The sequence below is a fragment of the Leptospira bandrabouensis genome, from assembly GCF_004770905.1.
Lineage (GTDB): Bacteria > Spirochaetota > Leptospiria > Leptospirales > Leptospiraceae > Leptospira_A > Leptospira_A bandrabouensis.
In genome coordinates this window covers 974295-1000328 of sequence record NZ_RQHT01000014.1, presented here as the reverse complement: position 1 = coordinate 1000328, position 26034 = coordinate 974295, and the positions used below count along the sequence as shown (strand labels likewise).

At 37.3% G+C, this 26034-nt stretch carries 22 protein-coding genes; 7 read left to right on the top strand and 15 right to left on the bottom strand.

Going from position 1 to position 26034, the window contains the following annotated elements; translation table 11 throughout:
* Window positions 1–6 precede the first annotated feature (6 nt).
* From EHR07_RS11930 to EHR07_RS11880, 11 genes are all read right to left on the bottom strand, one after another.
* Window positions 7–1431, bottom strand: a complete 1425-nt coding sequence (locus EHR07_RS11930; RefSeq protein ID WP_135745278.1) for a circularly permuted type 2 ATP-grasp protein — start codon at window positions 1429–1431, stop codon at window positions 7–9.
* A 178-nt stretch (window positions 1432–1609) separates the two neighbouring features.
* Window positions 1610–2359, bottom strand: a complete 750-nt coding sequence (locus EHR07_RS11925) for an SDR family NAD(P)-dependent oxidoreductase (RefSeq protein WP_135745277.1) — start codon at window positions 2357–2359, stop codon at window positions 1610–1612.
* Between the two features lie 21 nt (window positions 2360–2380).
* Window positions 2381–2947: a YqgE/AlgH family protein gene (locus EHR07_RS11920; RefSeq protein ID WP_135745276.1), complete on the bottom strand. Its 567-nt coding sequence runs from the start codon at window positions 2945–2947 to the stop codon at window positions 2381–2383.
* Window positions 2947–3909, bottom strand: a complete 963-nt coding sequence (locus EHR07_RS11915) for a Gfo/Idh/MocA family protein (protein WP_135745275.1) — start codon at window positions 3907–3909, stop codon at window positions 2947–2949. The genes EHR07_RS11920 and EHR07_RS11915 overlap by 1 nt, the downstream gene beginning before the upstream one ends.
* Window positions 3910–3933: 24 nt before the next feature.
* Window positions 3934–5061: a molecular chaperone DnaJ gene (dnaJ, locus tag EHR07_RS11910; protein WP_135745274.1), complete on the bottom strand. Its 1128-nt coding sequence runs from the start codon at window positions 5059–5061 to the stop codon at window positions 3934–3936.
* 22 nt (window positions 5062–5083) lie between these two features.
* Window positions 5084–7018 (bottom strand): molecular chaperone DnaK, encoded by a 1935-nt coding sequence (gene dnaK / locus EHR07_RS11905; protein WP_135745273.1) that lies wholly within the window; start codon window positions 7016–7018, stop codon window positions 5084–5086.
* Between the two features lie 22 nt (window positions 7019–7040).
* Entirely contained in the window at window positions 7041–7613 is a 573-nt protein-coding gene (gene grpE, locus EHR07_RS11900; RefSeq protein ID WP_135745272.1) for a nucleotide exchange factor GrpE, read from the bottom strand.
* An 11-nt stretch (window positions 7614–7624) separates the two neighbouring features.
* Window positions 7625–8656 (bottom strand): heat-inducible transcriptional repressor HrcA, encoded by a 1032-nt coding sequence (gene hrcA / locus EHR07_RS11895; protein ID WP_135745271.1) that lies wholly within the window; start codon window positions 8654–8656, stop codon window positions 7625–7627.
* A gap of 147 nt (window positions 8657–8803) precedes the next feature.
* Window positions 8804–9721: a sensor domain-containing diguanylate cyclase gene (locus EHR07_RS11890; protein ID WP_135745270.1), complete on the bottom strand. Its 918-nt coding sequence runs from the start codon at window positions 9719–9721 to the stop codon at window positions 8804–8806.
* Window positions 9714–10877: a glycoside hydrolase family 172 protein gene (locus EHR07_RS11885; RefSeq protein WP_338127423.1), complete on the bottom strand. Its 1164-nt coding sequence runs from the start codon at window positions 10875–10877 to the stop codon at window positions 9714–9716. Before EHR07_RS11885 ends, EHR07_RS11890 begins: the two co-directional genes overlap by 8 nt.
* A gap of 140 nt (window positions 10878–11017) precedes the next feature.
* Window positions 11018–11509 (bottom strand): hypothetical protein, encoded by a 492-nt coding sequence (locus EHR07_RS11880; protein WP_135745268.1) that lies wholly within the window; start codon window positions 11507–11509, stop codon window positions 11018–11020.
* A 38-nt stretch (window positions 11510–11547) separates the two neighbouring features.
* Here EHR07_RS11880 and EHR07_RS11875 point away from each other — a divergent pair, with 38 nt between their 5' ends.
* From EHR07_RS11875 to EHR07_RS11850, 6 genes are all read left to right on the top strand, one after another.
* Entirely contained in the window at window positions 11548–14100 is a 2553-nt protein-coding gene (locus tag EHR07_RS11875; RefSeq protein ID WP_135745267.1) for a [protein-PII] uridylyltransferase family protein, read from the top strand.
* A gap of 1 nt (window position 14101) precedes the next feature.
* Window positions 14102–15730 carry a glycoside hydrolase family 13 protein gene (locus EHR07_RS11870; protein WP_135745266.1) on the top strand — a complete coding sequence of 543 codons (1629 nt, stop codon included), beginning with the start codon at window positions 14102–14104 and terminating at the stop codon, window positions 15728–15730.
* Between the two features lie 124 nt (window positions 15731–15854).
* Window positions 15855–16208, top strand: coding sequence for a hypothetical protein (locus EHR07_RS11865; protein ID WP_135745265.1), 354 nt, complete (start codon window positions 15855–15857; stop codon window positions 16206–16208).
* Window positions 16209–16302: 94 nt separating this feature from the next.
* On the top strand, window positions 16303–17421 hold the full coding sequence (locus tag EHR07_RS11860; protein ID WP_135745264.1) for an efflux RND transporter periplasmic adaptor subunit: 1119 nt from the start codon (window positions 16303–16305) through the stop codon (window positions 17419–17421).
* Window positions 17422–17432: 11 nt separating this feature from the next.
* Window positions 17433–20633, top strand: coding sequence for an efflux RND transporter permease subunit (locus EHR07_RS11855; protein ID WP_135745263.1), 3201 nt, complete (start codon window positions 17433–17435; stop codon window positions 20631–20633).
* Between the two features lies 1 nt (window position 20634).
* Window positions 20635–22062, top strand: coding sequence for a TolC family protein (locus EHR07_RS11850; protein ID WP_135745262.1), 1428 nt, complete (start codon window positions 20635–20637; stop codon window positions 22060–22062).
* A 416-nt stretch (window positions 22063–22478) separates the two neighbouring features.
* Here EHR07_RS11850 and EHR07_RS11845 read toward each other — a convergent pair whose 3' ends face one another.
* The 4 genes from EHR07_RS11845 to EHR07_RS11830 form a co-directional block, all read right to left on the bottom strand.
* A complete protein-coding gene (locus EHR07_RS11845; RefSeq protein ID WP_208739774.1) occupies window positions 22479–22964 on the bottom strand; it encodes a hypothetical protein in 486 nt (161 codons plus the stop codon).
* An 89-nt stretch (window positions 22965–23053) separates the two neighbouring features.
* The gene (locus EHR07_RS11840; protein WP_135745261.1) at window positions 23054–23389 is read right to left on the bottom strand and encodes a Zn-ribbon domain-containing OB-fold protein; all 336 of its coding nucleotides are present in this window, start codon (window positions 23387–23389) and stop codon (window positions 23054–23056) included.
* 105 nt (window positions 23390–23494) lie between these two features.
* Window positions 23495–24499, bottom strand: coding sequence for an NADP-dependent oxidoreductase (locus EHR07_RS11835; RefSeq protein WP_135745260.1), 1005 nt, complete (start codon window positions 24497–24499; stop codon window positions 23495–23497).
* A 4-nt stretch (window positions 24500–24503) separates the two neighbouring features.
* Window positions 24504–25304: an SDR family NAD(P)-dependent oxidoreductase gene (locus EHR07_RS11830; RefSeq protein ID WP_135745259.1), complete on the bottom strand. Its 801-nt coding sequence runs from the start codon at window positions 25302–25304 to the stop codon at window positions 24504–24506.
* 119 nt (window positions 25305–25423) lie between these two features.
* Between EHR07_RS11830 and EHR07_RS11825 the strand changes: the two genes are divergently transcribed.
* Window positions 25424–25849 carry a winged helix-turn-helix transcriptional regulator gene (locus EHR07_RS11825; protein WP_135745258.1) on the top strand — a complete coding sequence of 142 codons (426 nt, stop codon included), beginning with the start codon at window positions 25424–25426 and terminating at the stop codon, window positions 25847–25849.
* The last annotated feature ends 185 nt before the right edge of the window (window positions 25850–26034 follow it).

Below are 26034 nucleotides of genomic sequence, written 5' to 3'. Positions count from 1 at the left end.
AACACCTTATCCCAAAACCCAGGTGTCTTTTGAACCGCCTCCCTGGGATGAGTTGACCACAAGTGATCCTTTGCGAAGTGCGACGCGAGTTAATCCACCAGGCATCACATAAATGTCTTTACCGTACAAAATGAACGGTCTTAAGTCAACATGCCGTGATTCAATTTTATCTGCAATGAGAGTAGGAACGGTTGAAAGATTCAAAACTGGTTGGGCTATATAGTTTCTAGGATCTGCTTTAACCAGCTTTTTAAAGTCTTCTTGTTCTTGTTTACTTGCTTTGGGGCCAATGATCATTCCGTAACCACCAGCACCGTTGGCTGCTTTTACCACCAAGTTATGAATATTGTCTAAAACATATTTTAAGTCAGCTTCCTCAGAACAAAGATAAGTGGGAACATTAGGAATGATCGGATCTTCACCTAAGTAGTATTTAATGATCTTAGGAACGTAAGAATAAATCACTTTATCATCAGCGACTCCAGTTCCTGGAGCATTGGCAAGTGCCACGTTCCCTCTTTTGAATGCTTCAAAGATTCCCTTTACACCAAGCAAAGAGTCTGGTCTGAAGGTAGTTTGATCCATGAAGGTATCATCTATCCTTCGATAAATTACATCCACCTTACGAAGTCCTTTGGTTGTTTTCATATAAATTTTATGATTTTCAACAACGAGATCTGATCCTTCTACAAGATACACACCCATCTTCTGTGCTAAAAAACTATGTTCATAATACGCTGAATTGAAAACACCTGGAGTCCAAACGGCAATCACTGGATCAATCGCATCGGTTAGGTTTTCCAACATAGATCTTAGGTGGTAAGGATAATCGTATACTTGACGAATATTTAATTTTTCGAAAAGTTCTGGAAAGGTTCGTTTCATCACTTCCCGATTTTCCAATACATAAGACACACCGGAAGGACAACGTAAATTATCTTCTAACACATGAAAGGCGCCTGCACCATCACGCACTAAGTCGGTTCCAGTAATATGAATCCATATATCCTTAGGTGGTTTTAGACCAATACATTGTTTGAGATATCCTGAACTTGACTCAATTAGATCCCTCGGAATGATTTTATCTTTTAGAATTTTACCTTCGCTATAAATATCAGTTAAAAATAAATTTAGTGCCTGGATCCTTTGTTTCAGTCCTTTTTCCAAACTAACCCATTCTTCGCTTGGAACAATACGAGGGATAACATCAAAAGGCATGATCCTTTCTTGTTCCCCACCATCACCATACAGAGTAAAGGTGATCCCAAGCGACATGAGCGCTCTCTCGGCAGAACTACTACGTTTTACGAGTTCGATCCCACCTAAACTTTCCATTTTCGTTTTTACAAAATCATAACTTTTACGCGGATAACCTTCGCTAGAAAACATCTCATCATAAATATTTTTGGCACTATAATCGGCGATAAACATGGGGGTACCCTCTGCTTACTTAGTTAGCAATATTTGTACCAAATGGAAGATATGATCCCAAAAGATGGTTTCCGAACCTATCTGACATAAGTTGAGAAAGCTTAGGTGTTTTTCTGTTTATAAATTAAGCAGCAGGAGAAAAGACCAAATGGCAATGTTTATAGTGTGTACGAAATGATTAGTTTTCAGTAGAAGGATTCAATTCATTCGAAGAAATTTTTTTCTTTTTCTCCTGTTTCAGGCGAAAACTATAAGCCAAACTTCGAAAAAAATCTAAAAACGGGAAAAATTTGAAAAAAAACCGATTTCCCCATTGGAAGAAATGTTCATATCTCTTTTTTTTTGGGCGAACCACGGAAGATAAAACAGATTTTGCCAACCGCTTTGGATCCGATTGTTTTGGTTCGAGAGCAATGACTCTTGAAAATCGAAACTCTCTGCCCACCTGTTTACGAAAAGAATCCCAAAAATAATCCAAAGCAGATTTTGAAGATCCATATAATCCAAATCCAGGTGTGGGACCTTTTGTTAAATCTGAACTAACAACGATAATATGAAGACCCACTGAAATCAAATTTGTCAAACGTTGAACCGTCCGAATAGGTGCAAGAGTGTTAGAGTGGAATAATGATTTTAGTTTATTCCAATCATCGTTCTCATCTTCCGCATAAGAAATCTGTTCTGAGTTTAGAATGAATACATCAATTTTGTCTAAGGTTTCAATAGCAGACTCTATCAGCCTTTCCATTTGATCAGGTTTGGATGGATCAATTTTGTATTTTTGAAGATTGGGATGGTTAGGAATCTCTTCTGGATTGGAATCACCCACTACAACGAGTGCACCTTCTGCAAGTAACATTGGTAAAAGTTCCTTTCCTAAAGGGGAAGAACCTGAACTAAGAACAATCTTTTTGGATGATAACTTCATATTGGTGACAGAGAAAGTGGATCAATTGAGAGATGGATCTTTTGTATGGTCAACAAAGTATTTATAGATCCCACCTTTACTACGAAGGGCATCCCTCCAAACTACTTCAGGATCATCTTCTCGAAAGATAATAGATTCATCCACTTGGTCAGAGACTACCCAAGATAATCTTTCAAATTCACTTTCTAATTGGCCGGAAGACCAACCAGCATATCCTTGCAACACACGAAACTGGATTTGGTCAGAAGATAAAACTTCTAACATTGTATCAAAACTTCTGGCCATATAAATGCCAGGAACAATTTCTACACCAGGATCTTCCGTTTGTTTCCCATTGTGAAGAATTGATACAAACATATTGTCCACGGGACCACCAGAAAACACTTGTTTGCTGGAATGAACTGTTTCTGGAAGATTTTTGATTAATGATTCCATTGTTTGGTCGGTTGGTTTATTTAAAACCAGACCAAAAGCTCCGTCGTCATCATGATCCACCATAAGGACAACGGACTTATGAAAAAAATCCTGAATCACACTAGAATTGGAAATAAGTAACTTTCCGCGAGTTGAATCAGGATTTTCTGTCATTATTTTTTGCCGTGAATCTCTTCTAAGATACGATATGCCACTTCTAATGTTTTAATATCGGAATCACCTTTCACCATTGGTTCAGATTCGCCCTTGATACATTTTACAAAGTGTTCGTGTTCTTGTTTGAGTGGGTTATCTTTGTGAACAAAGATTTTTTCCACTATGGATTCTTGTCTATATTTGATTTCTCCACTTCCCAGTTGTGTGGTGGAACTGGCTTGTCGGTGAAGTTCAATTTCTTGATTTGTAAAATCTAAAAATACATAAGAATCTTTTTGAGAAATATTTAGAGTTCTTATTTTTGCTTGGGAGGAACGTGATGCGTTGAGTGACGCCACACAACCGTTAGCAAATTTTAAAACCACACTTGCAATATCTTCGTGATTCGATACAACAGAAGATCCAACAGCTTTCACTTCAGTCACTTCTGATTTTACTAAGTTGAGTACGATGTCGATATCATGGATCATCATATCCAAAACAACGCCAACATCAGTGATGCGGCTATTGTAAGGAGCAATCCTTCTCGATTCAATGAGGATTGGGTGTTCGGCAATTTTACCTAACTCAAGAACTGCACCATTAAATCTTTCCACGTGCCCCACTTGCAAAATCAAATTATTTTGTTTTGCTAAGTTTACGAGTTCCTTTGCTTCTTCCACTGTCTGAGAAATTGGTTTTTCAACCAAAACATGTTTTTTCTCAGTTAGCGCCTGTTTGGCGATTTTGTGATGTAAGAAAGTAGGCGCTGCAATGATGATTGCATCCGTTTCTTTCAATAAATCTTCTATCGTACCAAATGCTTTTGTTTTGTGTTTCTCAGCAATTTGAGTGGCACGTTCTACGTTGGCGTCGAATATCCCGATGAGCTCAGCATCAGATAATTGTTTAGCCACGTTTACGTGGTACTGGCCCATGTGGCCGGTACCGATGACTCCGAGTCGGACTTTTTTATCCATAGATGCTCTCAATATTCCAAAACTTCAGCGGAAAAACAACTTAGATTTTCCGCCGCTACCAACCTTTTCACCGGACTCTCGGGCAAATTCTTCCATCAATTCTCTCTGTTTTTTAGAAAGTTTCTTAGGAATTTCGACCTTGATGATTACATGTTGGTCCCCTTTCCCGTAAGAACCGAGGTATGGGATTCCATGACCCTTTAATCGGAAGATTTGTCCACTTTCCGTTCCCTCAGGAATTTTTAAGTTGATGGTCTTTCCATCAATAGAGGGAACTTCGATCTCGCCGCCAAGACAAGCCATAGACAATGAAATTGTTTTTTGAACAATTAAATCGTTTCCTTGGCGTTCAAAGGTCGGGTGTTTTTTGATATGAGTAACTACATACAAATCACCACTTGGGCCACCGTTCGGGCCAGATTCCCCTTCCCCAGAAACTTTGAGTCGGCTTCCCGATTCTACACCGGCAGGAATTTTTATATGAATGGTTCGTCTTTTCTCTGTTAGGCCCTCACCTTTACAAGTTTTACAAGGATTGGAAATGACTTTTCCTTTTCCTTTACAACGAGGGCAAGTGGTTGTCACACTAAAGAAACCTTGTGTCCTTCGCACTTGGCCTGTTCCCGAACAATCAGGACACACTGTAGGCGAAGATCCTTTTGCTGCTCCTGATCCTGAACAATCCACACAGGTTTCAAGTCTTGGAATTTCTATTTTATATTCTTTTCCAAGAGCGGCATCTTCTAAACTAACTTCTAAATTATAACGGAGATCCGATCCTCTTTGAGGACCGGACCTTCTTCCACCACCGCGGCTACCGCCACCACCACCGCCTCCGAAAAATTCACTGAAGATATCACCGAAGTCGCCAAAGATATCAGAGAAGTCTGTATAAGCTCCTGCCCCATATCCGCCACCGGCTCCGGCGTTTACGCCTGCTTTACCAAATTGGTCATAAGCTGCACGTTTTTGCGCGTCACGTAACACTTCATAGGCTTCTGTGGCCTCTTTGAATTTTTCTTCCGCTTCTTTATCACCCTTATTTTTATCAGGGTGATACTTGATGGCTAACTTACGATAGGCGCTCTTGATCTCATCATCAGAGGCACCTTTCGAAACGCCTAATACTTCGTAGTAACCACGGTCGCTCATAGTTTTACTTCTTTTTCTCTATTTATTTTTTGTCTTCATCAACTACGGTGTAATCCGCATCGACTACCTTTTCGCCACCGGCAGAAGATTCACTTGCACCTTGACCCGGAGCACCCGCTTGGTCTGCACCAGGAGCTCCAGCTTCAGGGCCTGCTTGTGAATAAATCTTTTGTCCAATTTGCATTGCGACTTGTTGGATAGAATCACGAGATGCTTTCATTCTTTCCACGTCACCAGATTCCATAGCTTCACGGCCGCGTTTAATTTCGTCCTGTGCTCTTTGTTTTTCTGATTCGTCAAGTTTGTCAGCAGATTCACCGATGGTTTTTTCTAATTGGTAAACAATAGCTTCCAATTCGTTTTTAGTATCAGCTGCTTCACGAAGTTTTTTATCTTCTTCTGCGTGAGCTTCTGCATCTTTTACCATCTTTTTGATTTCTTCTTCAGAGAGTCCCGAAGAAGATTCAATACGAATCTTTTGTTCTTTTCCTGTTCCTAAATCTTTCGCAGATACATGGACAATACCGTTTGCGTCGATATCAAAAGTCACTTCGATTTGAGGTACTCCTCTTGGTGCCGATGGAATTCCCACTAAGTCAAAACGACCGAGGGTTCTATTGGCACTAGCCATCTCACGTTCCCCTTGTAAGACATGAACCGAAACCGTAGTTTGATTGTCTGCCGCAGTAGAGAACACTTGTGACTTTCTTGTAGGAATGGTTGTATTTCTTTCGATGAGTTTTGTCATCACACCACCGAGAGTTTCAATTCCAAGTGAAAGTGGAGTGACATCGAGTAACAATACATCTGTTACATCACCTGCAAGAACTCCTCCTTGGATCGCAGCACCAACGGCTACCACTTCATCAGGGTTCACAGATTTGTTTGGTTCTTTACCAAAAATTTCTTTTACAAGAGCTTGCACCGCAGGGATACGAATCGATCCACCCACAAGGATAACTTCATCAATTTCACTAGCAGAAAGACCTGCATCTTTTAATGCATTTAAACAAGGAATACGAGTCCTTTCTACAAGAGATCTTGTAATCTCATCAAACTTTGCTTTGGTGAGTGTCATATCCAAGTGTTTTGGACCAGAAGCATCCGCTGTGATGAATGGAAGGTTGATTTGAGTGGAAGAGGTCCCAGACAACTCGATTTTAGCTTTTTCAGCTGCTTCTTTCAAACGTTGTACTGTGTTTTTATCTCCAGAAATATCAATCCCTGTTTGTTTTTTGAATTCATCGATCATCCATTGCATGACAACGTTATCAAAGTCGTCACCACCAAGATGAGTGTCCCCATTTGTGGATTTTACTTCAAAAACTCCGTCACCAAGTTCGAGGATAGAAACGTCAAAAGTTCCACCACCTAAGTCATATACGGCGATCTTTGCACTGGTTTTTTTCTTATCAAAACCATAAGCAAGAGCTGCTGCTGTAGGTTCGTTGATGATACGTTCTACTTCAAGCCCTGCAATACGACCTGCGTCTTTTGTTGCTTGTCTTTGTTCGTCATTGAAGTAAGCAGGAACTGTTACGACTGCTTTTTTTACTTCGTGGCCTAGAAAGTCTTCTGCGGTTTTCTTCATTTTTTGAAGAACACGAGCCGCAATTTCTTGTGGAGTGAATTCACCAGAAACGGTTTCAAATTTCACACCATCATTTCCAGCACGGATCACTTTGTAAGATACCATCTTTGCTTCGTCACCAGCTTCGTTAAAACGACGGCCGATAAAACGTTTCGCAGAACGAATTGTATTTACCGCGTTTGTGATCGCTTGGTTTTTTGCAAATTGACCCACAATGGTTTCACCCTTTGCGGTAAAAGCAACAATCGAAGGAGTGGTTCTTGCCCCTTCAGAGTTTTGAATGACAACAGGATCTCCACCTTCCATAACCGCCACACAAGAGTTAGTGGTTCCTAAATCGATACCGATAATTTTTTCCTTAGACATAAACTTCTCCTTCTTACTAAAATTAACTTTGTGGTTTTCCCACTTTCACACGTGCAGGACGAATCGATTGTTTGTTTTCACCTTCTTCATGGTAATAACCAGCTTGGTAAGTTTCCACTACAGTCTCTTCCGTAAACTCTGCACTTTCCTCAGAAGCAATTGCTTCCATAAGCATTGGATCAAACGGCATTCCTTTCGGATCTAATCGTTTGATTCCTTCTTTTTCCAATACGGAATAAAATTCCTTTTGAACCATTATGATTCCTTCTACGAAAGCCATTACTTCGGGTGTTTGGTTCGGAACATTAGAAACGCGTTCCAAATTGTCCAAAGCACCTGTCAGTCCTTCCGCAAACTTTTTGATAGATTCTTTTCTTGCATTTAACAAGTCGTTTGCGGTTCTACGTTTGTAGTTTTGAAACTCCGCACGTTCTCTTAACCAAGAATCTTTTAAAGTTTCGATTTCCTTTTTAGCGTTATCGAGTTCTTTCTCAGCACCTTCTACCGCTTGTTCAATGGCTTCATCCGAGATGGCCTGTCCTTCTTCGACCGACACATTTTGTTCATCAACGGACCCGTTTGTTTCTTCTGCCATTTTTCCTCCTACTATCTACTCAATTTCGTAATCATTTCTGAAACTAACTTTGAAGTGAATTCAATCAAAGGTAATGCCTTGTTGTAATTCATCCTCTGAGGACCAATGATTCCCATAGAACCAATCCTCTTTTCACCCATACGGTAATTAGTTGCGATGATGGTTACACCACCTAACTTTTCATTACCATCTTTTCCTATAATGGTATAAACACCATCCATAGGAACATAATCGCTAAAAAAGTCTTTGAGGAACTGTTTTTCATCAAATAGATGCAGGATGTTTTCTAATTGTTCCTCTTCATCCTTAAAGTTTTCATAAAGGTTTTTCAATCCATCGATATATAAATTATCTACAGATTGGTTATCTGCACCCATTGCTCTCGCAATTGATGGTGCAAATAAAGAAAATCCTTCCGGACCTTCCTTTTTCAACATCATCTGAGGAATCAGATTACTTTGAATTTCATGCACATCAAAACCTTTGACGTTATCATTCAAATATCTTGAAATTTGGTACAAAGTCTCTTGAGAGATGTGGTAATCGAAAAATATATTCCGATTGAGCACAGTACCCGACCGCATGACAAGAATCATAAGAACTTCTCCACCATTTACATGGATGAGTTCAATATGTTTGAGTGTGTCAAGTGACCCTTCAGGGCCGAGAACCACACTCGCTGACTGCGAAAGAGATGCTAATACTTTGGATGTTGCGATAAGAACTTGGTCCAATCGAAATTGCATCCGAAGATACTCTTCCTGGATTCTTTGTTTCTCCCGCATGGTTAACTCAAATAGAGTCACCAAACTATCAACATACAAACGGTAACCGCGCTCTGTAGGAACACGCCCACCCGAAGTATGTCTTGCCACAATAAAACCCATCTCTTCTAGTTCTGCGAGGCAGGACCGAATGGTAGCGGGTGAGACTCCGATATCGTATTTTTCAGAAAGGGTTTTGGATCCGACCGGTTTGTTGTCCGATACAAATTCCTCAACCAGAGCTTTCAAAATAGATCGATGTCTAGGGGATAGATCCATTTCCTTCTTAGCACTTCCTTTAGCACTCTGATGATTAGAGTGCTAATCTATGCTTAAAGTTTACGGATTTGCGTTTTTTTCGTCAAGCAGGAAGAAGATTAGAGCCTGGAATTTTAGCAGAGTTTGCAAGAATCTGCTAAAATTATGTCACACCGGATAAACTTGGATGCGATTTCTGCCGTGGTTCTTGGCTTGGTAAAGTGCTATGTCCGCCAACTTCAAAATTTCCTCAGGTTTTTGGAGAGGGTGCACCTTGGTGTATCCAATGCTTAGGGTGATGTTGAGGTAATAGTTATCAAAAATAAAAAAACGATGGTTTTCTACGGATTCGCGAAGTCGATCAAGGACAATGGTCGCCCCTTCTGTAGTTGTGTCGGGAAGGATACAACCAAACTCCTCTCCCCCAATCCTTCCCACTGTGTCTTCTTCCCTTAGACAATCTACAAAGATATTGGCCATTTTTTTGAGAACCAAATCTCCAATGTCATGGCCATAGGTATCATTGATGACTTTAAAATGATCGATATCAAGGACCGCTAGAACTGATTCCCGATTGCGTCGTTTGACCGTAGCGACTGTCTTTTGTAAACTTTCCGAAAAGGAACGGCGGTTCGGCAACATGGTAAGTTCATCCATATAAGCCAAACGTTTCAAACTATTGATCAGAACATTTTTTTGTTCTTCCAATCTTCTACGTTCGCGAACGTCACGAATGATGGCCGCATAATACATTTGGTGATCATTGCGAATGGTAAAGGCTCTGATCTCTACGGGAATGGTTCCTTTGGGTTTTGTGACAAGCTCCAGTTCTTTTAAAAATCCTGCAATGTAATGCGAATCTTTAGAACTAACAAAGGTTTCTATTGAGTTTTGTTCTCCTTTTTCATTTGGAGGAAAAAGAAAGGAAAATGTTTTTTGATATAATTCGTCTTTGGAAAATCCAGTTAACGATTGTAATGCTAAATTGCTAAATAGTATTTTACTATCTGTATCTAAAACGACGATTGCATCGATAGATTGTGAGACAATCTCTCTAGCAAACACATCTGAATTGATCTCATTCATGACCCCAAATTTCCCCATAACCTTTTTCGCTTCGGAATGAATCCCGCCACTTGTGGATATGACGAAAATTAATTTCCGGTTTGTTGGTTCGGAATTCTTTTTTCGGCAAAACCTTCATTGGTTTTGGATTCAGACCTTGATACCAATAAGCAACAGCGATTAAATCTAAGGTCAAGGAATTTGCATGTCCATGCTCTAATAAGAATAGGAAATTTTTTTCAAAACGAATAGGGGATTCCACCCAAAATCGATACAAATGGGTTCTCCCCAACCAACCAACAGAATCAGATACGCGCGGGTATCCGAAATAGGGATGCATAAAAATTTCTTTTGGTGACCAAGCTGTGTTAAAAACATCTTCGGTGCCTGTTCCCTTTAGATTGGCTTCTATTTGATTCCCATCAATGAAAATCAAATCATCCCCTTCTCCATACCAAAGTGGAGTGGGTGAATCCACATACAAATTGAGACCAATAAACTGACCTTTGCCTTCTGTTTCGAGGACTGAGAAGTAATTTTCCTTTTTAAAAACAGTTTTTTCTGTTTCACCAAGAAGTCCCCACTCGTTTTCTTTTCCATTTGTTGTATTAGGTTTTGTTGTATTTCGATTCCACTGCGCATGGAAACGCAAATTGGAATTTAAGGGTTCTTTCCACTCTTCGTAATCAATATAAAAATAGAAATTACTGATATCTTCCTCAGATTCATTTTCAATTTCTATCTTTGCCCCCGATTCAAACGGCATGGGAAAGTAGGAATTCATTGACTTTCCTTTTTTAGGTGCTGCTACAAGTGGTGCCGAATTCATGATATATTCTTCTCCCCAACCTTGTCCAAAAAATTCACCTAACGGAACTTCTACGGAAGCATGTGGATGATTGTCCCAATACATACGAATCACAGCATTTTTTCTGGCCATTGGATCTTTACTGGCAAGGGTCATCCAAATATGTTTGATCACACCTCTGGATTTGATTTCAGCGATGGTGACTGTTTTTTTCTTTGGAATTTTGATAAAGTCATCATTTCCATTGGTGGGATCTGCACTCGAAATTCTTTGGTTACGATAGGTTTTCTCTTTCCAAAGGGAAGACTCCCATCCATCAGCAAATAAGGAATTGATGAAAAAATAAAAAATCCCAATAAAAAGAATCATGATCTTTATTTTTCGGTAACATATTAAGTTTGTCCCAAAACCAGTTACAATTTGAAGATTACGAATTAACATAAAATAGGTTCTTTTTTCCCGTTTGATTTAATATTTCAAAATATGATTATACTTTTTTAGTGATGTGGTTAGCCAACTTTCGCGTTTGGTTTCCCACGATTCACTAAGGTGAGAAAAATCCCGACCTGCACAAGTGATTGCAAAAAAATTTCAAATATCACATAGAGATGAATGGAGATAGAAACTTCTGGAATCAAAAATACCATTCCTTCTAGACTCCCCACTGAAGGTGAAATGGCAGCAAAACCTCCAAGCACCGTCCGCATCCAAACCAATACAAACATCTGTTTGCCGAAAGTTTGTGTGCAAAACCAGTCCCAAATCACTAACAAAAAACTTACCATTAAGATGGCTTGGATGATGAGTGTAGGAAATAACCAGGTCATCGCCCGAGACCAAGCAGCACCATCGTTTGCTGTAATGAGAAACAATGGAAATACCGCATTCTCCCCTTCATAATAATCTTTCATGATTAATTGGAAATAGGGGATAGAAACCAGGATATAGGCAGAAAGATGGCTGAAAATAAACTGAATTGTGATTTTAATCTTCGGATTCATGTTAAAGTTGTCCAATAAGGTAGGAATCCCATCTTAACATGATGAAATCAGAACTCAAGGCAAAACTGCAACGGACATTTCCAAAAGCCAAAACTGTTTCCTCTGGAAGGCTTTTTACACGCCAGTTGAGTAATCTCGTTGATGAGTCGATCCGCACCCTTTTTAACGAGGTATCCGAAGGAATTCCTTTAAAAGATCATCTATGTTTGATTGCCGTGGGTGGGTACGGTCGAAGAGAACTTGCTCCCTACTCTGACATTGATTTACTTTATCTTCATGATGGAAAACTATCAGATAAAGTATTAAGCGAAATCATTTCCAAAATAAACACATTCTTATACAACAATGAAAAGGAAGTAGGCCATTCATGTCGTACGATCAAAGAATCATTTAAATACTTAGATCAAATCGAAACTTTCCATGCCGTGCTTGATTCTCGTTTTCTAGTAGGTTCGGAGATATTATTTCAAAAATACAAATCAGAGTTTTTAGCAAAAATTCCAGAGAAAACCATAAAAACTTATAATGACTGGAAACTCTCTTATCTTCGAGAACGAATCATTAATTCTTACAATCCCATCTTACTTTCTGAACCAAATATCAAAAACGATCCTTTGGGACTTCGTGATATCCAACATATGTATTGGATTGAAAAAACAAATCCACTGGCTGATTCCGCAGATGGTGGTATTTTTGATTTTTATTTGATTGGAGACAGTTTAACACTATTATCTGCTTATGATTTTTTGTTATTAACAAGATCCGCCTTACACATCATTAGCGGGCGAAAAAACGATCGTTTGGATTTGGGATTACAAGGTGAAGTGGCAGAGTATTTAGGTTTTGGACCAAAAAACGAAATCAAAACTCTCGAATCCTTTATGAGTCAATTTTACAAAGCACAAAAAGAAGTGTATTTTTATATTGGAACTTATTTGGATGAAAAAACCAATCGAAACAAAAAAAGAATCCAAAGAGAATTATCCAATCCAGAAAGTTTATATGACGATATTATACAATTTTTCGCAGAATCACAGTTAAATGAAGAAGAACCTTCCCGAATTGATTTGAACGAAATCCGATTTGCCTCTCATTTTATAGATGATGATTTTAAAAACCAAAAATCTGTTTTAGATACTTTTCTTGGTATGTTACGCCAAAAAAAAAGAATTGGGCATACACTCACTCTAATGCACGAGTGTAACATATTAGGAAAATTAATCCCTGAGTTTGGAGCCTGTACAAACTTTCCTCTCTTCAGTTATCATCATCAATATACAGTGGATGAACACACTCTTTTAATCTTAAGAGAGTTAGATGTTCTGATTGCAGATTTATGGGAAGATAGACAAGTCCAAGATGTATTCAATGAATGTAAACATATTGAAATACTTGCTCTCGCCATCCTCATCCATGATGCAGGGAAGGTAAAAGAAGGAGACCATAGTCAATACGGTGCTGAACTGGCACTTATCATTGCAGAACGATTTAGACTTTCCGAAGAAGATACTGAACTTTTGCGGTTTTTAGTTGCCGAACACATTGTGATGTCAGAACTCTCTTCCAAAAGAGATATTTATGATCCCAATCTTATCTCATCTTTTGCAAAACAATTTTCTAGTGAGAACACTTTACGTTTATTATACATTCTAACTATAATTGACACAAAGTCTGTTGGTCAAGGAGTTCTAACCAACTGGAAAAAAGAGATATTACATTTTTTATTTATATCAACTCTTACCTATCTTCAAAAAAAAGAAATCACAGCAGATACTCAAGAACGGATCGAATCTACTTTAGAAACATATTTGATCGAAAAAGAAGGACTATCCCTCGAACAAACCGAACACATTGTCAACTTCGGCATGAAGATCAAACCTTCTTCCTACTTACATTATAATACTCCGAGAAGAGTATTCCAACATTTTAGTTTATTATATGAATGGAAAAACTCGAAATTACCTTTCCGGATAATTGCAGAAAGAGAACCTGCTTTCGTTACCTTATCCATTTTTGCAAACGCTGACAAACAAATGTTGCTCTATTTGTCAGGAACCATTTCCTCTCTTGGACTTAGTTTAGTTGGATTACGATTATTTCGAACTGAAGAAAACCAACTCATCCTACAAGCACAAGTTACCGACGAGTATGGTAGTGGTGAAATCGCAGAACAACAAATTGCCGACATTGAATCTACGCTGGCAGACTGTATTGAAGGGAAAATCAATATAGAAGATTTAGCATCTACTACAAATATTTGGAAAACATTGCCACAAATTCCCGATGGAATGGTAGAGGAATTAGTAAAATTTGCCAATGACCTTTCAGAGACCTATTCTGTGTTAGAGGTAAGAGTTCCTGATTCCATTGGACTTGTGTATCGAATTCTAAAAACATTACTCGACTTTGAACTAGAAGTCATTTTTGTTAGGATCTCAACCAGCGCCGATTTTGCTTATGATTCTTTTCATATTCAAACTAAAAATGGAAAAAAAATCGAAGATGCAGGACTTCTGCTGGCAATCAAAGAAAAAATCCTCTCAGTTGCAAGAGTTAAAGAAAACCAAGGAATCATGGAGATAAGTTTTTAATATGGCATGGTGGAAAGAAGCAGTTATCTATCAAATTTACCCACGTAGTTTTCAAGATTCCAATGGAGATGGAATTGGTGACTTAGAAGGTATCATTCAACGTTTGGATTACCTTGCTGGGTCTAAAGATTCTCTTGGTATTGATGCCATTTGGTTATCGCCAGTATATCCCTCTCCCATGTTTGATTTTGGGTATGATATTTCTAACTATGAAGAAATTGATCCTGTTTATGGTGACATTCAAACCTTCAAACGGTTGTTAAAGGAAGCACACAAACGTGGTATCCGAATCATTATGGATCTAGTGGTTAATCATACATCTCACCTCCATCCTTGGTTTATCGAATCCAGATCCTCTGTGAATAGCCCCAAAAGAGATTGGTATATTTGGAAAGAACCAAATCACAATGGTCCACCAAATAATTGGTTAGGTGCGTTTGGAGGTTCCGGTTGGGAATATGACAAACGAACAGGTGAATACTATTTCCATTCTTTCCTTAAAGAACAACCTGACCTCAATTGGCGTAATCCCGATGTAGAAGATGCTATATTTAGAATGATGAAGTACTGGTTGGATATGGGTGTTGATGGTTTCAGACTAGATGTAGTCAACTTATATGTAAAAGATGAATTTTTACGAAACAATGCTTCCTACTTTATGAAAGGACCAAGGCCGTACGACAAACAAGTTCACGCTTACGATCGTGATCGTCCAGAAATGCATGGAATCCTCCGTCGTATGCGTAAACTTTTGGATTCCTATGACGAAAAACGGATGTTTGTTGGTGAGATCATGCAAGATTTCCCTGGGAATGTTTTACTTCCTGCAACATACTGTGGTCGTAATGATGAGTTACATCTTGCATTTAATTTTATGTTTTTATTCTCGCCTTGGAAGGCGGAACGATTCTATCAAATTGTAAAAGATTTTGAATCTGCACTTGGAGAAGACAATTGGCCAAACTATACTCTTTCCAATCATGATTTTCCACGACATATTACAAGGTATGAAAAAGGTGCCGACACCATTGCAAGAGCAAAACTTGCAGCCTGTATGATGTTAACTTTAAGAGGAACACCTTTTTTATATTACGGCGAAGAGATTGGTATGAAACGCCAAAAAGTTTCTTATAACAAAATCCAAGATCCTGTGGGTAAAAGATATTGGCCTTTCCATCCTGGCCGTGACCCAGAACGAATTCCTATGCCTTGGGATGGATCCGAATCTACCGGATTCACAACGGGAAAAGCTTGGCTTCCATTGTATGAAGAGAAAAATATTGTAAATGTCGAAAAACAAAAGGAAGATCCGAATTCTCTTTTTTTCACGTACAAAAAACTAATCCAAATCCGAAAGGATAGAAAATCCTTAAGAAAAGGAAAATTAAAAATACTATTAAGTGCAGACAAGCAAGTGTTATACTACAGAAGAAGAGATGGGAAAGAAGAAACTTATGTGTTTTTAAATTTTTCATCTAAACCTGTCAGCGTTTCCTATCCTAGAAAATGGATATTAAATGAAATTCTATTTAGCTCAAACAACAGAATCTCTTCCCATGAACTTGAAAAGGAGTTGGACACCGGCGGATTACTTTTGTTGCCAAATGAAGCTGTAATTTTTGGAAAATAATTTTTTTTTATAAATCCAAATGTTTGAGTTATCCATATTCTAAATTTGGAATAGAATTTAGAATTATTTTAAACTGTTGACAATTCTCCTTCGGGGATTTGGCTGGCAGTAGATGGGTCGAGGTATGAAAAAGACTGTGATCAGCAAACTATCGGTTATACTGTTCTCGTTTATCTTCCTCAGTACTAACACGGAAGGATATTCGGCATCCCATACCTCCGACATAAAAACGAATTCATACAATACATCGAGTATTTACGATTTTAGTTTTTTCATTAACAACATTTCCGAATCTAGCGAAGAAGAAGCAGAGTTAGATTCTTTTCATCAAAATCAAGTCCCAACTACATTAACTTCTTATACTTCTTTTCCTGCTGAATTTTATTCCGAATTTTTAACGTTCCAAAATCAAAAATTAATTTCTAACGAAAGTTTAGAAAAACCTAAAAACCGCGCTCCTCCACTTTCTTTCCTCTAAAATCTTATTCCATTAATGGTGCCGTCATTGGTGCCGAATGATCTTAGATCTAAATCATTTGTTTCAACTTTCGATTGAACAAAGCGAGGATACCATGAAATTTTCTTTAGAGTTTAGAAACTCAACTTCTTATAAACTTTCTATCCTGATTACCTGTATTATTTTAATAAATTCATTCCTAGCGAATTGTCATTCGCGGAATCACGAAGAAAAAAATTCTCTTACTGCTGCTTATCCTTGGAAACAAGATGTGACGATAGAAAAAAATTATGTGGCACAAGTAAAAGCAATCCAACGGATCGAAATTAGAGCCTTCGAAAAAGGATATTTAACCAACATTTATATGGATGAAGGAAAAGTTGTCAAAAAAGGGCAAAAGCTTTTTCAAGTGATGCCCATGCTCGTGAATGCCCAATATGAAAAAGCAAAAGCTGAGTATGAATCAACTTCCATCGAATATGAAAACACCGAAAAACTTTTTAAGGAAAATGTAGTTTCTCAAACAGAGTTATCCTTAATCAAAGCTAGATTGAAAAAAAATAAAGCTACAATGGATTTGGCTCAAATCCACCTAAACTTAGCGACTGTTACTGCACCTTTCACTGGAATCACTGACCGTTTTCAAGTTCGTTTGGGAAGTTTGGTCGAAGAAGGAACTTTACTCACAACCATTTCTGATATATCAAAACTTTGGGTGTACTTTAATGTATCAGAGAAAGATTACCTAAATTTTACAAATAATAGGAAATCAGGTGATAAACCATTAAAAGTAAAATTCTTAATGGCGAATAACCAACTTTTCAAATACGAAGGTGTCGCTGATACAATCGAAGGAGAGTTCGATAGCGAAACTGGTACGATTCCCTTTCGAGCCACATTCCCTAACCCAGATCGACTTTTGCGCCACGGTGAAACTGGCAATGTTGTAGTTCATGAAAAACTAAATGATGCATTGATCATTCCTCAAAAAGCAACCTTTGAGGTTTTAGACAAACACTATGTTTATGTAGTAAATCTTAAAGGTAAAATCAAAGCCACAGAGATCAAAATTGCAAATGAAATACCTCATTTATTCGTAGTTGAATCAGGAATTACAGAGAACGATATCATCCTTTTAGAAGGACTTGGAAAAGTTCATGATGATGATGTAATTAAATATAAAGTTGAATCTCGTGAAAATATTCTGAAAAGTTTTGATTTAGCTGCTCATTAGGAGAACCATTTATGTTTACTAAATTTCTCCAAAGACCAGTTCTTGCCATCGTTTTATCTGTATTAATTGTATTTGTAGGATTAATTTCTATAAAAAACATTCCTGTTTCGCAATTTCCAGAAATTGCTCCACCAAGGGTTACCATTACTTTATCTTTTCCCGGTGCGAGTGCACAAGTATTAGTGCAATCAACCATCACTACTCTTGAACAAGCTATCAATGGTGTTGCAGGAATGCGATACATGATTTCATCATCTACAAGTTCTGGTGATGCCATCATACAGGTATTATTTGATCCTGGTACCAACCCAAATGATGCTTTAGTCCAAGTAAAAACAAGAGTGGATCAAATGATGTATCGAGTTCCTGAGCTAGTACGACTAGAAGGAATTTTTGTACAACCTGTCCAACCAAGTATGTTATTGTACGTAAACCTATATAGTAAAGATCCAAATGCGAGTGAAAAGTTTCTTTATAACTATGCTACTGTATTTCTATTACCTGAACTAAAACGAATTCATGGAATTGGGCAAGCAAAGATACTAGGAACTAGGCAATATGCAATGCGCGTTTGGTTAAATCCTGATCGAATGCGCGCATACAATGTAACCACTGCCGAGGTGATGAAATCTATCCAAAATCAAAGTATCATTGCAAGGCCGGGCAGACTTGGACAAAGTTCAGGAAAACAGGCACAATCACTAGAATACACTCTCACCTATGAAGGTTGGTACAACGATCCTGGGCAGTATGAAAACATCATCATACGAGCAAAAAATGGTGGAGAGGTTTTGTACTTAAAAGATATAGCAAAAGTAGAACTTGATAGTGAGTTTTATAATATTTATTCCGATGTGGATGGTCATCCAGCAGCGGCCATTATGTTCAAACAAACGGAAGGAAGTAATGCGAAAGAAGTTATCGAAGATATCAAATCAAAGTTAGAAGAACTTAAAAAAACATTTCCTCCACAAATGGATTACAAACTCAGTTACGATGTCTCAAGTTTTATTGACGCAGCGATTGAAAAGGTAATTCACACACTTGTCGAAGCATTCGTACTCGTTGCCATCGTAGTTTTTATCTTTTTAGGAGATTGGCGTTCTACACTTATTCCTATCATAGCAGTACCTGTATCCTTAATTGGAGCATTTTCATTTATGTTGGCTTTAGGTCTTACCATCAACTTAATCACACTGTTTGCAATGGTATTAGCAATTGGTATCGTTGTGGATGACGCCATTGTTGTTGTGGAAGCAGTTCATGCGAAAATGAGCGAAAATCATCAAAGTGTCTATTTAGCCGTAAAAAACGTTTTGGGTGAAATCAGTGGAGCGGTGATTGCCATTACACTTCTTATGACTGCCGTATTTGTTCCTGTCACTTTTTTACCAGGACCGGTGGGAGTATTCTATCGACAATTTGCTATTACAATGGCAACTTCAATTGTTTTATCAGGATTTGTTGCTCTAACACTCACACCAGTGTTAACCGCAATGATTCTAAAACCTCATGTTCATAATAAAAAAACACACAATCCAATTGATATATTCTTAAATAAATTCAATGATTACTTCGATCAAATCACTGAAAAATATGTAAACTTGATGCATCGTTTCTCTGGATCAAAAGTGTTTATCATATCCATCCTTCTAAGTTTTACGGTTGGATTTTTATTATTAACACAAATTGTTCCAGCAGGTTTTGTTCCTGGAGAAGACCAAGGTATGATTTACGCAGTCATACAAACTCCACCTGGATCAACGATCGAAAAAACAAATGATGTCGCACGCAAACTGCAAGAGGTCGCCTTAAAAATTGAAGGTGTCGACTCAGTAGCATCCCTTGCTGGTTATGAAATTCTAACGGAAGGAGAAGGTTCCAATGCTGGAACCTGTCTGATTAGTTTAAAAGATTGGTCGGATAGAAAAAACTCAGTTCATGATGTTATGGAAGAACTCGAACATAATACAAAGAACTTCGGTGCTATCATTGAATTTTTTGAACCTCCCGCCGTACCGGGATTTGGTGCTGCTGGTGGTGTCATGTTTCGTTTGTTAGATAAAACAAATAGCGGTGATTATACTGCATTTGACAAAGTCCATGAGGAGTTTATGGGTGAACTTAAAAAAAGAGAAGAATTAACAGGTTTATTCTCCTTTTATTCTGCTAAGTTTCCACAACTCGAAGTAAAATTAGATCGAAAACTTGCAATGCAAAAAGGTGTCAACATTGGTGAAGCAATGGACAATCTTGATATTCTTGTTGGAAGTACTTATGAACAAGGCTTCATTCGCTTCAACCAGTTTTTTAAAGTTTATGTTCAATCCCTTCCAGAATTCAGGAGATTACCATCTGATATTTTAAAACTTTTTACACCAAATGATAAAGGAGAAATGGTTCCTTACTCTGCATTTTTATCCCTGGAACAAAAACAAGGAGCTAACGAAATCACAAGATACAACGCATATACTTCATCAGTAATCAATGTTTTACCCAACGAAGGTTACACAACTGGTGATGCCATCCAAGCAATCCGGGAAGCATCCAAAAATCTACCTTCAGGATTTGAAGTTGGTTGGGAAGGTTTATCTTATGACGAAGCTGCTAGAGGGAACGAAGCCATATTTATCTTTTTAGCGGTAATTGTTTTTGTGTATCTAGTGCTTTCAGCTCAATACGAAAGTTTTATCATTCCTTTCTCTGTGATTCTTTCTCTTCCACCAGGAATTTTTGGAACTTTCTTTTTATTAAAATTATTAGGTCTTGCCAACGATATATATGCCCAGATCGGAATGATTATGTTAATCGGTCTTTTAGGTAAAAACGCAGTATTGATTGTGGAATTTGCAAGGCAAAGACAAGAAGCAGGTTTAAGTGTATTTGACGCTGCCATCGAAGGGGCAAAAGCAAGATTCCGACCCATCCTTATGACATCGTTTGCCTTTGTTGCAGGTTTGTTACCTCTGGTTTTTGCAACAGGCCCCGGTGCTATTGCAAACCATACTATCGGTGCATGTGCGTTAGGTGGAATGGTCTTCGGAACTATCTTCGGTGTCGTAATTGTTCCAGGATTATACATCATCTTTGCAAACATTGCTAAAGGAAAAACTTTAATCTATCGCGAAGATAATATGCCACTTTCAGAATCTGATTCAAGTTACATCACTTCTGAGAAAGAAAGAAAAAAAATGAGAGGAGGAAAGAAATAGAATGAAACGATTTATTTTACCAATTGTATTTTTACTTAATTTTTCCTGTATACCTGCACTCTTCCAAAGAGATAAGGACGATTTAAAACTTCCTGAAGAATTTTTAAATTGGGAATCTTCAGAAAAATCAGAAAAGTTAGCCAATCAAATTTGGAAGGATTTTTTCAAAGAACAACAGTTAATTGAACTCATTGACGTTGCTATCGAAAACAACCAGGAACTCGCCATATTAGAACAAGAAATCAATATTGCTAATAACGAAGTTTTTGCCCGACAAGGGGAATACCTTCCAAAACTATCCCTTCAAGCCGATGGCGGCGTTGAGCAAAAAGAAAGATTTAGTACACCAAATGCCAATTCACCTACACTTTTTGTGCACGGTGGACTTGTGATGAGTTGGGAAATTGATATCTGGAAAAAACTAAGAAATGCTACCAAGTCAGCTTATCTACGTTATTTGGCTGGTATTGAAGGCAAACGATATGTAGTCACAAACTTGGTTGCTGAAATTACAGATACCTATTTTGAACTAATCGCTTTAGACAACCAACTTACATTATTAGAAAACTATATTGAAGTATTATCCAAAGTGAAAGACATGGTAGTTCTTCAAAGAGAAGCGGGCCGAACAACATCATTAGCTGTAAAACGTTTTGAGGCAGAAGTTTCAAAAAATTTAGCGCGCAAATATGACATTGTCCAAAGAATCGCAATCACTGAAAACCGCTTAAACTTCTTATTAGGTAGATTTCCTGAAAGAATTACAAGAAATTCAGAAGAGTTTTTAGATATCTCATTACCTGAGATTCAAAAATCCGTTCCAATTGATCTTTTAGAAAATCGTCCTGACATCAAACAAGCTACGCTTATTTTAGAATCAAGAAAATTGGATGTCGATGTAGCAAGAGCTAGGTTTTATCCTTCACTCATGATTGATGGAAATATTGGATATGAAGCATTTAATTCAAAACATTTCAAAGGCACTCCTGTATCGTTAGCTTATGGGTTAGGTGGTGGTATCATCGCGCCTCTCATCAACAGAAAAGCAATTGAAGCAAACTATGCAACTGCAAACAATCTTCAAATTCAAGCTTTATACAATTACGAAGTTTCACTTCTGAAAGCTTTTACAGAAGTCACCAATCAAATTGTTAAAATCAAAAATTTAAATCAGAAATTTGAAGCAAAAACCAAACAAGTCTTAAACTTAAAGGAATCTGTCGAAATTTCGAACATTCTCTTCAAAGCCGGTCGCATTGATTACATCGACGTATTATTCACACAACGCGACTTCTTAGAAGCACAAATTGAAGTGTATGAATTAAAATATAGTCTATTAGAATCTAACGTAGGTTTGTATAAAGCACTTGGTGGTGGATGGCGCGGACAAAAAGAACCAGAAAGCGAAAGAAAAAATGGAAACTTTTAATCTTCTATAATTTAAAAAATCAGTAAACTTCTGAACATTTTGCGGGGCGCCTCGAATCGAATCCACAACCTAACTTAGATTCATCAACGACCCCGCTTTCCGCTCCAATCTTTCCTATTTGGTTCCTATAAGAAAATGGATGGAATGCGGAAAGGATTTCCGCTGCAATCGGTGGCGCGAGGAAATGATTGTCATTTGTTGGGAAAAGATAATTTTATCTTTGCATTTCGGATAATTTTAAATTTAAAGTTTTTCTTTTTGAAATCTAACAAGTTAGCTATTTCATCCGACTATGTTACAATTTTTCTTGTTACATGGCTCACAGTAAAATAGGTAAGCAAACTCAAACAGACTAGTTTATCACCACATTTCATTTGAAAAAACCAAAAAATATTTGAAGATTGATAACATAGATTTCATGAGTAACCATTTGTCTCTGATTTTCTTTTATGATACAACAATGCTTTCTTCAAACAAACGATAAGCTTTGTTTTTGGAAGTTTATTACTAGCGGATAAATACAATGCTCGTTTCCCATCACAGTTGAATTCTGGAAATTCAATCGAAATCTCCTTTGCGATTGAGGTTTTACAATTAAAGTACAGAGCAAATTCAGAATCTTTTACTTTCGCCATTCGAATGGTGGATCCAGATTTTGTTTTTGGAGTTAAAAAACTTGGTTCTCCCCATTTCAAACATTCTTCAATTTCACCAATCTTTTCATCAGCAAATGACAATTCATAAATCCAATTTCGGATTTCCATAAACTTTTCCAACATTGCAGGCGTTAGATTAAAATAATAGGAAGTTATTTCTTCCGATGGAAGAGGATGCTTTAGTTTGGAATTGGTTTTGAAATTAGATTTCGATTTAATTTTGTATTTAGAGGTTGCCAATTTCATTTTGATGATTCGGATTTCAAAACAAAAACCTAACCTAGCTTTCGAATTGAATATTGAATTAGATCTTGTGTGAACTTTTATAAAAATATCTAATATTCGAATATGGGACCAATTTTTTCATCCGTGTCTTTATAGCGGACTTTATCACCAATTTTGACTGCACTAAAATCAGTCACACCTTCAATCACAGTTGTCAATTTCACATTTTCTTCGGTTTGCACTATTGCCAAAACATACGGAGCACGGGTCGCCATATGGCCGAATCCAACATACACAACAGTAAACGAATGAATCGTTCCATTCTCTTTTAATTCCACTTTTTCTGTGGATTCACTGCCACAGGAGGGACAAGCACTCAGTACTTCAGCTACTTTGAAGTTACATTGGTTGCAAATTGTGCCAGTGAATGATTGTGTTACGCTCATAGTACATTTCTTATGCAGGGCAGATTTAATTGCAATCCGTTTAAATTATTGTTAGGTGAAATTGACAAAAAATGTATTCTTGAACTTTTCTAAACACAATTCAAACTATTGGACTTTTACAACTACTTTACCTTTTGTACGTCCGGTTTCCACATAAGAAATCGCTTCGTTGGTTTGTTCAAACGGAAATACTCTGTCGATCACTGGTCGAATTTTCCCAGCTTCAATCAATGATGTAATTTGACTTAACTGATAACCATCGGATCGCATAAACAGAAATTCGAAATTAACATTCAGCTTTTTAGCAAATCTTTTTACAGACATACTTAGCAAACTCATTATGAATTGGAAAGGCCAGCCTAGGCCGATTTTTTTAGCAAATTCACTAGTGGGAGGCCCAGTGAGTGACACTAGAGTTCCACCTTGTTTCAAAATTTGCAGAGATTGGTGAAGTATTTTATTGTCTCTATTGCTATGTAGTACCAAATCATAATCTTTTAAAATTTTTGAAAAATCTTCCTTTTTATAATCAATTACTAAATCGGCACCAAGACTTTTTACCAAATGCGTATTAGCGGAACTAGTTGTAGTTGCTACAAAGGCACCCAAATGTTTTGCAAGTTGAATTGCAAATGTCCCAACACCACCTGAACCAGCTTGGATGAATACTTTTTGGCCTTTTTTGACATTCGCAATTTCCACCAAAGCCTGCCATGAAGTGAGTCCTACAAGGGGAATGGAAGAAGCCTCTTCCATTGAAATGTTTTTAGGTTTCAATGCTAAATCATTTTCTGAAACAGCGATTAACTGCGCAAAGGTACCTATATGATAATCAGAAGGTCTTGCATAAACTTCATCTCCAACTCTAAATTTTGAAACACTAGCTCCCACTTTTATAATGACACCTGCCATATCGTGTCCGTTAGTAAAAGGTGGTTTGTATGGAAGAAAAATTTTAAAGTCACCATTTCTAATTAAAGAATCAAGTAGGTTGATGGCCGTTGCGTGAATTTGGACTAATACTTCATTATCTTCTACTGTTGGCTCTGGTAATTCTGTAAGCACCAGTTTATCTTTTTTACTGTAACGACTAACTTGAAATGCTTTCATTGTCTTAACCTTTAAACCGATTGAAGTTTTTTATCAAAGAATTCTCAAATAGTTTGTATGCAAAGTGTTGTATTGTCAAAATCACAGAAGCACCTTTACCAACTGGGTGATTAAATTTAGGTTCTTTTGTTTCAATCAATTTTACTAAAGTATCGATCACTGGAGTTGGTTCTGGAGCATTCCCAAACAGATCCTTTGCAAACCTTTCAATTTTACTTCTATATTGGTTGTAGTCATCAATTTTAATTTCAGCTTTCATAGCATTACTAATGATATTCGTCTTAAATCCCATTGGTTCCACCATAGCTACTTTGATATTAAACTCATTTAATTCAAATCGTAAGGATTTAAAAAATCCTTCTAACGCATGTTTAGATGCACCGTAATAAGAGACACTTGGAAAATTCAATAGTCCCATGATCGATCCAACGGTGATTATTTTTCCAGATCTTTGTTTTCTAAAATCGGGTAATAACTCTTTAGTTAGTTTTACTGTTCCCCAAAAATTTGTTTCAAATTGCCTTTTACCTTCTTCAATGGAAGTTTCTTCTGCAAGTCCCGACAAATAAAATCCTGCATTATTAATCAAAACATCTAAATGGGAAATATGCTTGAACAATTCATTACGAAATACCTTGATTGAATTATCATCGGCAATATCAAGTGATAACATTTTAAATGGAACTTTGATTTGGTTAGGGTTACGACTTGTGCCAATGACATTGTAACCACTTTCGTGAAGTCTATTTGCGACGATTAGACCAAAACCTGAGGATGCACCTGTGATTAAAATTGTTTGTTTCATACTACGATTAGACTCTGTGTTTCAATTTTTACTTGCAATTTGCAAGTAAAAATATCACTTTTATTTTGCAAGTGATTATTTTGTAATATTTTTTAAAATTTTAGATTGGAGGAAAAGGAATGGAAAAAACCAATAAAAGGTCAGAATGCCCTCTTAGCTGCTCTCTAGACATTTTTGGTGACAAATGGTCCTTACTCATCATTAGAGATATGATGTTCTTTAATAAGTCAACCTACGGTGATTTTTTAAAATCAGAGGAAGGTATCGCTACAAACATCCTTGCGGCCAGACTCCAAAGTTTAGAAGAAAACGAACTCATCAAAAAAACAGAACATCCAACTAGCAAAGCCAAAGTCCTTTATCAACTGACAAATAAAGCAATCGAACTCTTACCGATACTTGTTGAGATACAATTGTGGGCAGAAAAATATTTTGAAATTCCCGCAGAAATCAAATCTCAGCTCAAAGAAGTAAAAAAGGGAAAAGAGGAATTTATAAAGGTTATGACAAAAAAGTTAAAGAAACAAATTCTCGACCAAACCTAGTTAAGGAAGAAAAAGGATACTAACGAAATTTTTTTCCTGCTTCGTTTGTCTGTTATGCGTATTGCGCATAAATCGCCCACCCGATCAAAGTGGCGCGGTCTGGTATGGGATCTAGAAACGTGCTGTGTAATAAACGATACACGTTTAAACCCCGCAGTTACGAGATCCAAACGTGTTTTTTCAAA